This is a genomic window from Maribacter sp. PR1, from assembly GCF_028464145.1.
In the GTDB taxonomy this organism is placed as follows: domain Bacteria; phylum Bacteroidota; class Bacteroidia; order Flavobacteriales; family Flavobacteriaceae; genus Maribacter.
In genome coordinates, this window is record NZ_JAQPCG010000005.1 from 42,952 (window position 1) to 55,449 (window position 12,498).

At 45.6% G+C, this 12,498-nt stretch carries 11 protein-coding genes and 1 pseudogene; all 12 read left to right on the forward strand.

The genetic code is table 11. The features are described 5' to 3' along the window. The first annotated feature begins 2 nt into the window (after positions 1–2). On the forward strand, positions 3–917 hold the full coding sequence (locus PP182_RS11105) for a helix-turn-helix domain-containing protein (protein WP_272651322.1): 915 nt from the start codon (positions 3–5) through the stop codon (positions 915–917). Positions 918–1,294: 377 nt separating this feature from the next. After that, positions 1,295–2,062, forward strand: coding sequence for a 3-hydroxyacyl-CoA dehydrogenase (locus PP182_RS11110; RefSeq protein WP_272651323.1), 768 nt, complete (start codon positions 1,295–1,297; stop codon positions 2,060–2,062). Positions 2,063–2,069: 7 nt separating this feature from the next. Continuing rightward, positions 2,070–2,849 (forward strand): crotonase/enoyl-CoA hydratase family protein, encoded by a 780-nt coding sequence (locus tag PP182_RS11115; RefSeq protein WP_272651324.1) that lies wholly within the window; start codon positions 2,070–2,072, stop codon positions 2,847–2,849. Positions 2,850–3,015: 166 nt separating this feature from the next. Next, a complete protein-coding gene (locus PP182_RS11120) occupies positions 3,016–3,549 on the forward strand; it encodes a DUF3237 domain-containing protein (RefSeq protein ID WP_272651325.1) in 534 nt (177 codons plus the stop codon). Positions 3,550–3,553: 4 nt separating this feature from the next. After that, positions 3,554–5,419 carry a feruloyl-CoA synthase gene (locus PP182_RS11125; RefSeq protein ID WP_272651326.1) on the forward strand — a complete coding sequence of 622 codons (1,866 nt, stop codon included), beginning with the start codon at positions 3,554–3,556 and terminating at the stop codon, positions 5,417–5,419. Positions 5,420–5,422: 3 nt separating this feature from the next. After that, entirely contained in the window at positions 5,423–6,721 is a 1,299-nt protein-coding gene (locus PP182_RS11130; protein ID WP_272651327.1) for an MFS transporter, read from the forward strand. A 77-nt stretch (positions 6,722–6,798) separates the two neighbouring features. Continuing rightward, a complete protein-coding gene (locus tag PP182_RS11135; RefSeq protein WP_094998248.1) occupies positions 6,799–7,671 on the forward strand; it encodes an amidohydrolase family protein in 873 nt (290 codons plus the stop codon). A 245-nt stretch (positions 7,672–7,916) separates the two neighbouring features. After that, positions 7,917–8,279, forward strand: coding sequence for a GIY-YIG nuclease family protein (locus PP182_RS11140; protein WP_330097993.1), 363 nt, complete (start codon positions 7,917–7,919; stop codon positions 8,277–8,279). A 142-nt stretch (positions 8,280–8,421) separates the two neighbouring features. After that, positions 8,422–9,534, forward strand: a complete 1,113-nt coding sequence (locus PP182_RS11145; RefSeq protein WP_272651328.1) for an alpha/beta hydrolase family protein — start codon at positions 8,422–8,424, stop codon at positions 9,532–9,534. A gap of 595 nt (positions 9,535–10,129) precedes the next feature. Continuing rightward, positions 10,130–10,399 (forward strand): annotated as a pseudogene (locus PP182_RS21060) (Rieske 2Fe-2S domain-containing protein); the annotation flags it as partial. Continuing rightward, positions 10,400–11,152 carry an aromatic ring-hydroxylating dioxygenase subunit alpha gene (locus PP182_RS11150; RefSeq protein ID WP_272651329.1) on the forward strand — a complete coding sequence of 251 codons (753 nt, stop codon included), beginning with the start codon at positions 10,400–10,402 and terminating at the stop codon, positions 11,150–11,152. Between the two features lie 354 nt (positions 11,153–11,506). Beyond that, entirely contained in the window at positions 11,507–12,487 is a 981-nt protein-coding gene (locus PP182_RS11155) for a PDR/VanB family oxidoreductase (protein ID WP_272651330.1), read from the forward strand. Positions 12,488–12,498 lie beyond the last annotated feature (11 nt).

Consider the following 12,498-nt stretch of genomic DNA (forward strand, 5'->3'; position numbering starts at 1 on the left):
CAATGGCCGATTCAAAGGACTATTCCAAAATACCCAGCCTCAGCACCTCCCAGTTCGATGAGTTTTTGTTTCCAGAATGGAAACCACCCAATTATCCCTCTTATCATAAATTTCATATTACTAGAATAGAGGAATATGCCCAACACCTGAAGGTACCCGTTTTGCCCCATCGGCGAACTGTAAATTTTTTCATATTCTTGACCCAAGGCAAAGCCATACGGAGCAAGGGATTGAATAGCTACGAAATTTTACCGGGCTATTTTTACTTTCTTCCGGCCGATCAGATTACGTCCTTGGAATATGTGAGTGAGGATGTTACCGGGTTTTACTGCCATTTTAGTTCCGAGGTATTTCAGGAGACTCTATTAAAGATTAATTTGGAAAAGGATTTTGCCTTTTTTAGGTTCAACGCCACGCCTTTGGTGAAGATCAAGGAAATGGGGACTATCCCTGATATCCTAAAAATCTTGGAAGATGAATATAGGAAGGGGGACACGAATCGATTCGATTTAATTCCCATGTATTTGGCCACTTTGCTAAAGGAAGTGCACAAGCAGGTCGATACCTCTGCTATAGAATCAAAACCGCACTTGGCAGCCCTCAAGATTACGGAACAGTATAAGGACGCGTTACAGCGCTTTATTAGGGAGAAGAAAACCGTGGCCGAATATGCCGATTATTTATCCATTTCCAAAAACCATTTGCACAAATGTGTGAAGTCGGTAACCGGGAAATCCGCACATTCCTTGCTGGCCAATATGCGGATTTTGGAATCGAAGGTATTATTGCGTCAGACCGATTTATCCATTGCTGAGGTAGCCTTCAACGTGGGCAAAGTGGATCAGAGCGATTTTACACGGTTTTTCAAAACGCATACCGGAATGACACCCCGTAACTACAGGAATATTTTAAAATGATTGATTTTGCACAAAAATCCTTGAGTTTTAGCTAAAATAAACGCTTTTCTTTGTTTTACTTTACCGTAATTTTAGAGGGTAAAATCTATCAATACCTCAAAAAATAATATGTATTCTATTGAAATAGTCAAATTTTACCTAATAAAAGCGGTAATCCATTATTAATAACAATTTAGAGGTCAGGTCGAGCTGTCACATCGAGCGCAGTCGAGATGCGAGACCTAAGGTTAGATTTGTAAAGTCACATAACCTCTGGACTTTAGTTTATCTTGAGTGAAGGCAAAAGGCTAAATGGAAAGGTTGAAATTATGAAAACAACTCGTTTTTTAGGGCTTAAAGAGGCTTTCTTTTTTTAAAAAAACGAATGATACTATTGAATGAACATAAAGGATAAAACATTTTTAATCACGGGCGGAGCTTCCGGATTGGGTGCCGCTGTTGCAAAGATGATTGTGGATCATGGTGGGCATGTTCTTCTTATTGACCTAAAAGAAAAGGAGGGGAACAGTTTGGCCAAGAAATTGGGACCGTCCGCAATATTTAAAAAAGCGGATGTTACGGATGAGGATAGTGTCCGTAGTGCGATAAGCGAAGGGGTTAAGAAGTTCGGTGCCCTTCATGGAACGGTAAGCTGTGCGGGAATAGGACCTGCCCAACGCGTTTTGGGAAAAGAGGGCCTGCATGAACTCGATAGTTTTACCAAAGTGATACAGGTCAATTTAATTGGAACTTTTAACGTATTACGATTGGCGGCTGATGTTATTCAAAACAACGAACCTGGTGAAAGTGGGGAGCGTGGCATTATAGTTAACACGGCTTCCGTTGCGGCCTTTGATGGTCAAATAGGTCAAGCGGCATATTCGGCCTCCAAAGGCGGGATAGTGGCCATGACCTTGCCCATTGCTAGGGAGTTTGCCCGCTTCGGGATTCGGGTAATGACCATAGCCCCTGGAATTTTTGAAACACCTATGCTAGAAGGCTTACCGGAAGACGCCAAGATGTCCTTGGGACAACAAATACCCTTTCCTTCCCGATTGGGAAAACCTGAGGAATACGCGTCCTTGGTGAAACAAATTATCGAAAATCAAATGCTTAATGGTGAGGTGATTCGTTTGGACGGGGCCATACGCATGACGGCTAAATAAATGGAATATGGGTACAGACTATAAAAATATTAAAACGGAACTCAAGGGTAAGGTTTTCTTGGTTGGCTTGAACCGACCTGAGAAACGCAATGCCGTAAATACGGAAACGATTGTTGAAATCGAGGATGTATTTTCCAATTTTCCGAAAGAGGCGAAATGTATTTTAATCTATGGGGAGGGCAAGCATTTTTGTGCAGGTCTTGATCTATCGGATTTAAAGGAAAGTTCCGCCATTGAAGGTATGTTGCATTCCCGTAAATGGCACAGTGCCATGGATAAAATTCAATTCAGTACCGTGCCGGTGGTTGCCTTGTTGCACGGTGCCTGTGTTGGTGGTGGACTGGAGCTTGCAAGTGCCTGTCACATCCGGGTGGCCGATGAATCCACTTTCTATGCCCTTCCGGAAGGGCAGCGCGGTATTTTTGTTGGGGGAGGGGGCTCTGTGAGGCTTCCCAAACTTATCGGTGTTTCAAGAATGACGGATATGATGCTCACAGGACGCGTATATAAGGCGGAGGAAGGCTATCAAATAGGATTGTCCCAGTACATCGAGGAAACGGGAAAAGGCATGGAAAAAGCGGAGGAACTGGCGGAAAAAATCAGTGAAAACGCCCCGATGACCAATTTTGCGCTTACCAATATTCTGCCACGGATCGTGGATGGTGGTCATGATGTTGGTTTGATGATGGAGTCTATGGCCGGTGCCATAGCTCAAGATGCCCCGGAGGCCAAACAACGTTTGAGGGACTTTTTGGAAGGCAGGGCAAAAAAAGTAGGGGAAAACTAATAAGTAAACAGATTGCCCGTAATTTTTCTTAATACGCTGTCACCTCGAGCGCAGTCGAGAGGTCATTAAATATAAAGTGTTTGAAATGAGGTCTCGACTGCGCTCGACCTGACAGTAAGATAGTTTTGTTATAAATTACGGATACTCAATAACTAAAAGGAAGGATATGAAAATGGGAATACGCGTTTTTTTGATAGCAATAGTCTTAGGGGCATGGGTACAAGTAAATGCACAATCAAAAATTCCTGAACCCACTTTGGAATTTCTTTTTGAGGAAAATGTGCTTTTGGAACCGGCCCAAGAATTGGGTGTGACAACCTATGGTAACCGACGTATCATCAATATCGTGGGAGGCACTTTTGAAGGGCCCAAACTAAAAGGAAAGATTTTAAGGGGTGGAGCGGATTGGCAAACGGTACGAGAAGATGGTACGGCCGACCTTGTAGCCCAATATACCCTCCAAACCGATGATGGCGCGTTGATTTATATCGTAAACAAGGGGGTAAGACATGCCTCTCCAGAAGTTTTGCAACGCATGAAAAACGGCGAGGATGTGGACCCTAGTGCCTATTATATGCGCACGGCCGCCACTTTTGAAACCTCCCATGAAAAATATAAATGGCTCAATAAGGTTATCGCCGTAGCCAGCGGTGCCCGTTTGGCGGACGAGGTCATTATACGTTTTTATCAAGTTAACTAGGGATATGTCGAAAAACACAGCGTCTGTGAAGGAAATAGCGTATCTGGAAGTACCGACGCTTCCGATAGACATACAAAAAAGTGTGGATGCCCAAGGGGTCATCTACCTAAAATCGAACATTGCATTGGAACCCTGTCCGGCGACCATAACGGAACGGTTACGGTACTGGGCAAAGCATACGCCCAATACGGTTTTTTTGGCACAGCGAGGTCCACAGGACGAATGGATAAAACTGACCTATACCCAGGTATGGGAAAAGGTGCAGCATCTGGCCCAGTTTTTATTGGAAAGTGATGCATCCGTAGAAAAACCTATTGCCATACTTTCCGGGAATGGTCTGGAGCATGGGCTTTTGGCACTGGCGGCCATGCATGTGGGAATTCCCTATGCACCGATTAGTCCGGCGTATAGCTTAAGGTCGGATAAATATGAAAAACTGATCCATTGTTTCTCCCTATTGACTCCTGGTTTGGTATTTGTTGACGACAAGTCTGTTTTTCAAAAGGCCTTGGGTGCCACCGCTCCAAATATTCCTGTATTGACAGTAACGAATGGTAGCACATCGGACTATTCCTTTGAAAATGCCTTAAAAACTCCGGTAACCGAAGCGGTTCAAAATCGGAATAAACAAGTCGATTCAAAAACCATCGCCAAAATATTGTTTACTTCTGGGTCGACGGGACTGCCCAAAGGGGTCATCAATACGCACGGCAATATGACCACCAATTGGCAACAGATTACGCAGACCTTTCCCTTTTTTAAGGACGGAGGTTTAAAATTGATGGATTGGTTGCCTTGGAACCATACGTTTGGGGGTAACCACAATTTTGGGCTCGCGCTGTACAATGGCGGTACCCTGTATATCGATGAAGGCAACCCAACACCTCATGGAATTCTCAAAACGATAAAGAATCTAAAAGATTTTGCCCCAACGGTTTACTTTAATGTACCTAAAGGCTTCGAGGAGTTGATTCCTTTTCTAAAAAAGGATGATGAACTACGGGAACTGTTTTTCTCGCGCCTAAAAATGTTTTTCTATGCAGGGGCCAGTATGTCGCAACATGTCTGGAACGGATTGGAGAATTTGGCGTTAGAGACCATTGGCAAGAAAATTTTAATTTCCTCCGGATTGGGCATGACCGAGGCGAGTCCGTCCGCCATGTTCAATACCCGGTATGGAAGTACCTCAGGAGTTTTGGGGGTGCCGGTACCCGGACTGGAGGTCAAATTGATTCCCGATGGCGATAAATTGGAAGCACGGTTCAAGGGCAATAACCTTACTCCGGGCTATTGGAGAAATCCAAAAGCGACTTCAACTGCCTTTGATGAAGAGGGTTTCTACAAAACAGGGGATGCCCTAAAATTTATAGATGAAGAGGACCCCAATGCCGGAATGGTGTTCGATGGTCGGATTGCGGAAGACTTTAAGCTTAGTTCTGGTACCTGGGTGAGTGTGGGCGTTTTAAGGGCCAAATTGATTGCCCATGCCGATGGGGTCGTACGCGATGTCGTAATCACCGGGCATGACCGTGATTATTTGGGCGCGATACTGATTCCAGATGCCAACCGCTGTAAGGAATTGATTGCGGATGCGAAAGCAAATGCTATGGAACTGCCCGAAATGATGCAGTGTGCCGAGTTGAAAGAGTTTCTTCAAAACCTATTGGACGCCATGGCAAAAAAGGCTACGGGCAGCTCCACCAAAGTGAAACGGGCCATGTTTGCCGATTTTGAACTGAGCATCGACAAAGGGGAAATAACGGACAAGGGGTCCATCAACCAACGTTCCTTCCTTAAACACAGGAATGATATTGTGGAAAGAATCTATAATCAAACCTTACACCCGGGAATATTGGAAACCAAACACTAGATTATGAAGCAGAATATACAGCAGCTTATAGATTCATCATCCATGTCCAAATTGCAGTACGGCACCATTTTGGTCTGCTTCTTAATGAATATTTTGGACGGTATGGACGTTCTGGTCATTTCCTATTGTGCCCCGGCTATTGCCAAATCATGGAACGTGGGTCCGGAGGCCTTGGGTATCGTTTTTAGTGCAGGACTAGCCGGGATGACCTTGGGAGCCTTGTTTTTGGCACCTTTTGCCGACCAGATGGGACGTAAAAAAATGATTATACTAAGTGCCTTGCTCATGGGGACAAGTATCATGTTAACGGCGTGGACCAACGATGTTACCCAGCTTATTGCACTGCGTTTTATCAGTGGTATCGGTATAGGAAGTATGCTGGCCAGTACGGCGGCACTTACGGCCGAATATACCCCGAACAAATCCCGGGATTTTTGGGTGAGCTTTGTCATATCCGGGTATCCGGTAGGGGCCGTGTTATCCGGTTTGGTGTCGGCTTCCGTAGTTCCAGCCAGTGGATGGCAGGCCATGTTTAAACTGGCGGGTCTGGCCTCCTTCGTGACCATTCCCTTAATTCTGATTTTTCTGTCGGAATCCATCGATTTTTATTTTAACAAGCAACCTAAAAACGGACTGGCCAAGGCGAATAGGACCATTGTAAAAATGGGTTTTGAACCTATCGACGCATATCCGCAAGCAGAAACTAAAACCAGTGGCATTCCTGTAAAAAAATTATTGAACGATGAGTTTAGAATACCGACCATCCAATTGTGGATTGCGCTGTTCCTGGCCTTTGGATGTTTGTATTTTTTAACGAGTTGGATTCCCAAAATGGCCGAGACTACAGGACTTTCCCTCTCCCTCGCCATCTATGCGGGTACGGTATTTAATGTCGGGGCCTGGGGAGGCATTATCCTTCAAGGTTACTTTTCCTCCAAATTTGGGTTAAAGAAAACCATTGCGGTGTACCTTATTTTGACCGCGGTGCTTATGATGGTGTTTCGGTGGTTCATTGGTTCGGATTGGCTGCTCTTTGTCTTTGGCCTTTTAGGATTTACCCTGCAAGGAGGATTTGTAGGCCTGTATGCGGTAGCGGCAAGAATGTATCCCACCAACTTCAGGACTACGGGACTGGGCTGGGCGATTGGTATCGGACGTTTGGGAGGAGTAATCGGACCCGCGGTAGGTGGGGTGTTGATCGGTATGGGTTTTATGATGGCTTCCACCTTTATGATATTTGCCGTGCCGATATTTTTGGCCGGCATTGTCACTTTTTATCTTTCTTCGAAAAGGATATCTTGAGAGTTCATCGTTAAGAGTAAAAAGTGAATAGTAAAAAGTTAAAGTAATTAGCCAACAGCCAACAACGAACAAAAAACATGATAGACATAGAAAACATAAGGGCCATTGACGTACATACGCATGCGGAGCGTTCCTGTACCCAGCCGCACGATGCGTATAGGCCGGAGTTTGATGAAGCCTTTGCCAAGTATTTTAAATCGGACGAGCGCCCCACCATCCAGGAGACGGCGGATTATTACAGATCGCTAAACATGGCATTTGTAATGTTCTGTATCGATTCGGAGCATGAGGTAGGAAAAAAACGGATTCCCAACGAGGAAGTCGCCGAAGGTGCCATGGCCAATCCGGATGTGATGATTGCCTTTGCCAGTATCGACCCGCATAAAGGGCGTATGGGGGCGAGGGAGGCCAGAAATCTTATCGAGAATTACGGTGTAAAAGGATTTAAATTCCATCCGACCGTACAAGGGTTCTACCCCTACGATAGAATGGCCTACCCTTTATATGAGGTGATTGCGGAATACAATTTGCCCATGCTGTTCCATTCCGGACATTCCGGTTATGGTTCAGGGGTACGGGGTGGTGGCGGACTGCGTTTGGAGTATTCCAACCCCATGCATTTAGATCAGGTGGCCATCGATTTTCCCGATGCTCCGATTATCATTGCCCACCCCAGTTGGCCGTGGCAGGACGAAGCGTTATCGGTGGCTATGCACAAACCCAATGTGTATATCGATTTGAGCGGGTGGTCCCCCAAATATTTTCCAAAACAATTGGTGCAATATGCCAATACCTTGCTCAAAAAGAGAATGTTATTTGGTACGGACTTCCCACTGATTACTCCGGAACGCTGGTTGAAGGACTTTGAGGAAGCAGGATTCAAGGATGAGGTTAAACCCTTGATTTTAAAGGAAAACGCTATTGAAATGTTAGGATTAAACAAAAAGTAAAATTATTGTCCGGTCGAGCTGTCACATCGAGTCTTTCGGCGGCGCTCAAGATAAACTAAAGTCGAGATGCGAGACCTCAAGAACAAAATGAAAACCAATTATGTCACGTCGAGCGCAGTCGAGACCTAAAAATAAACTAGGGTCCATAAATGTCAGGTCGAGCGCAGTCGAGACCTAAAAATAAACTAGGGTCCATAAATGTCAGGTCGAGCGCAGTCGAGACCTCAAAAAAAGATAAGAATTCAATGTATGTCAGGTCGAGCGCAGTCGAGACCTCAAAAATTGAAAGGAGTATGAAAGCCTATTATGTCTATATTCTTGAATGCAATGATGGGATGCTGTATACCGGAGTCACCAATGATGTAACGCGTCGGGTGGATGAACATCAAAAAGGACTGAACAAAACCTGTTTCACCTATAAACGACGCCCGGTTAAGTTACTATGGCATGAAATGTTCAATGATATAGAACAAGCTATTTTCTTTGAAAAGAAAATAAAAAAATGGAGTAAAGCAAAAAAGCAAGCCTTAGCGCATGGAGATGAAAAGATGTTAAGAATATTGGCGGAATGCAGAAATGCAAGCCATTATGATTTTAGACCTGAGTGAGGTCTCGACTGCGCTCGACCGGACAAAACTCGACTGTCCTTCAACTGCGCTCAAGACAAGCTTCTCGATGTGACAACCCGTACTGAGGTATCGAAAAAAAATAGAATTGAAGGATAAAAATGAAACTAATTAAAATATCAAAATGAGAATACTTTTATTGCTTTTATTTGTTGTGGGTTCCATTACGGCCCAAACCCCCGTAAAGACCGAAAGCGGCGAATTAAATGGTGCCGGGTTTAAAATATTCGTTCCCGAGGACTGGAACGGAAACTTGGTGATGTATGCCCATGGCTATGCCTTTATGGGCACGCCCTTGCAAAGCGAAGATCCCAATTTTCAGGATAGAATGAGCCTGTTTTTGGGCAAAGGTTTTGCCGTTGCGGCCTCGGACTATGCCTACCAAGGTTTTGCCCTGCCGCAAGGGGTGGACGATACGGAGGCCTTACGCAACTATTTTACCGAAAAATATGGAGAGCCCAAACAAACGATAATGGCGGGCCATTCCATGGGGGGTGGGGTGACCTTGGCGATGCTGGAAAATTTTGGGGCGCATTATGATGGTGGATTGGCACTCTGTCCCTTATCCAGCCGACCCTATTTACAATGCAGGAAGGAGTTCGATATGTACGCTACGTTCAACGGTTTGTTCCCCGGAGTGGTCACCAGCCTGACGGATATTTTTGATTTGGAGAAACCCTACGAGGCCCAGGACCCACGAAAAATGGTGCCGAGGGCACAGGAAATTACCAAGGCAATTATAGAAAAGGATTCGGCTTTGGGAGCGGCCTTTGCACAGCGTTTCGACCTTAAATTTCAGGACTTGCCCTTTTCCCTGTTCTTTAACGAAAATGTATTGCGGGATTTGGCCCAAAAGTCCGGTGGAAATCCTTTTGACAATACCAATACGGTATATTCGGGATTCCCTAATGATTGGGAAGTCAATCAAAAAGCGGAGCGTTTGGCGGCTACGGTAGACCCGGGCGTCATTTTCAGCAAGTATGACCGTACGGGCAATATCAATACCCCTGTGGTGTTGATGCATACCATTTATGATCAGTTGATTCCACCTAACTACGGCGTCACCAATTTTGAGAATATGGTCATTGATCAAGGTAAAACCGAATTTTTATCGGTGTATTATACCCAAGGTCAGGGACACTGTCAGTTTTCACCGGAAGAGACGAAAATGGCCTTTGAAAGTTTGTTGGGTTGGTTGGAAACCGGGAAAAAACCCATTCCCGGACCCGTAGAATAAAAAGTTTATTTTTAAAATTATCGAAGCTAGAATGAAATTGTATGTACATCCGTAACTATCCCGCTAATGGATTTCTATGTCACATCGAGCGGAGTCGAGATGTTTTTGCCGACCTTTCGACCGCCCTTCGACTGCGCTCAGGACAGGCAGCTCAAGGGGACAAAAACGGGTTTTGTTATTATTTTTATAGATAGGTATCTTAAGATAGAATCAGTAGCATTTAAATAAAATCAAATGTCAGCTCAGAAAACAGACACACACTTTAATCCGCCCTCGTAGCATTTCCGTGGCCAAACAAGGAGGGATTCGGACGAAATGGGAGTTGGAGTTTCCAAAGAGCCAAGCGGTCTGGAAACGCCGGAGCGAATACATCCGTAGTTTTGTAGGAAAGGGTGCGAAGGCTAGATTTTTTTGGTTCTTTTTTCATCCATGGAAAAAAGAAAACAAACAATATGCTTTGAAACTGGGCCTATGTTTTAAAATAAAGTAATAATAAAAGAAGTGACCCAATATCAAAAAAGTCATCAAAATATAAACGTATAAAAGAAAGGATATGTCCGTAAAAACAACCTTTACCATGAATGAATCTTTTCCCATGAATGCCTGGTACGCCACGGCATGGGATGTGGAACTGAAGCATGAACTGTTGGCACGTACCGTCTGCAATAAGAAACTGGTCATGTTCCGGAAGAAAGATGGTACCCCCGTAGTGTTGGAGGATGCCTGCTGGCATCGGTTATTGCCGTTGTCCAAAGGAAGTCTAAGGGACGATACCGTCGTCTGCGGCTACCACGGATTGGAATACAACAGCGATGGCCGCTGTTCCTATATGCCCTCCCAAGAAACCATAAACCCCTCCGCCTGTGTGCGCTCCTATCCCGCGGTACAGAAATATCGGTTTATCTGGGTGTGGATGGGCGACCCTGCCCTGGCCGATGAAGCCAAAATTCCCGATATGCATTGGAACGACGACCCGGAATGGGCCGGGGATGGCAAGATGATCGAGGTAAAATGTAATTACCGATTGGTGGTGGATAACTTGATGGACCTTACCCACGAAACCTTTGTACATGCAGGAAGTATTGGCGACCGCAATGTGGCCGAAGCGCCTTTTGATGTACATTACGATGAACATACGGCCACGGTGACCCGATGGATGAAGGGCATTGACCCGCCACCATTTTGGAAAAGCCAACTGAACAAGAAAATAAAATACGACGGACGCGTAGACCGTTGGCAGGTCATCAAGTTTCAGGCGCCCTGTACGGTGAATATTGATGTTGGGGTGGCCATTGCCGATACGGGAGCCCCGGAGGGCGACCGCTCACAAGGGGTGAATGGCTATGTGCTGAATACCATGACCCCGTCCACCAACCAGACCTGCTACTACTTTTGGGCCTTTGCCCGTAATTATAACCTACAGGACCAGAGCAACACGATTGAATTGCGGGAAGGAGTCGCCAAAATTTTTCAGCAGGACGAGGATATTTTGGAAGCGCAGCAACAGGCCATTAATGCCAACCCGGAACGGGAATTCTATAACCTGAACATCGATGCCGGGGCCATGTGGTCGCGCAGGATAACGGATAAGATGGTGGAAAAGGAACAACAAGCGTGAGTTCTAACGATGATAAAATATTGAATTAAAAGTGTCAGGTCGAGCTGTCACATCGAGCCTTTCGTATTGCTCCGCAAGGTGCGTTCAAAGAAAACACGTTTTCTTTTCACCCAATGCTCAAGATAAACTAAAGTCGAGATGCGAGGCCTCAAAAGGATAGAATACAAAAAAATGTCAGGTCGAGCGCAGTCGAGACCTCGTTCAAGATACGATTGTCGAATAACCCCTCGACTCCCTTCGACTGCGCTCAGGGCAGGCCGCTCAGTGGCCGTGTAGAGGACGGGTATTTTAGGAAGACAGTATTTTGCAATAAAAAATAAAGGATATAAAAATCGAACTCCGAAAGTAAGAATAATGCGATACAGAAATACATGGGAAGAGGCCACCATCGAGGCCGCCGAACAGGTGGCCGTGAATGTGATGCAATTCAAGATCAGGCCCAAAAACGGAACCCAAAAGTTTACGGTAGGCGCCCATTTGGATGTCTCCGTATTGATCAACGATATTCCCGAAATTCGGAGTTATTCCCTCGTGGGGAGCTATGCACCCCATGCCCCCTATACCATTGCCGTAAAGCGCTTGCGACAAAGTAGGGGAGGTTCCCAATACATGTGGAGTCTGAAAGCAGGAAGTAAAATAAAGATATCCCAGCCTACCAACCATTTTGAACTGGGCTTTGGTGCGACGGACTATCTTTTGATTGCCGGTGGTATCGGGATTACACCCGTTGTGGGCATGGCGCAGCAGTTGGCGGACCGACCGGGGAAAAACGTACGCATGCTCTATTTGGGGCAATCCCAGGCCGAAATGCCCTTTATCGAAACCCTGCAGGAGGTATTGGGGGGCCGACTCACCCTACATTATAGTGATGACGAAGGTTTTTACGATACGGCCCAGATTTTGGAATTGACGAATGAAAAGACACAGGTGTATCTCTGCGGGCCTATAGGGTTGATGAACGCCGTACGCAAAACCTGGGAGGAAAGTCCCTTTGAAACCACAAACCTACGGTATGAAACCTTTGGAGCTTCCGGACTGTTCGCTCCACAGAAGTTTATCGTGACCATCCCCCGGTTTAAAAAGCAAATCGAGGTACAGGAAAATGAGACGTTGCTGCATGCCTTGGAAGCTGCGGATATTGATGTGATGTACGATTGCAAAAAAGGGGAATGTGGCCTCTGCCAAGTGGATATTCTGGAGTATTCTGGGGACATAGACCATCGGGATTTCTTTTTTAGCGAGGCCGAAAAAGGGGAAAACAAAAAAATGTGCGCCTGTGTCAGTAGGGTCGCCAACGGCAACATCACCATTGACACCGCTTATCGCGGAAAGTAGCGATGTATTTT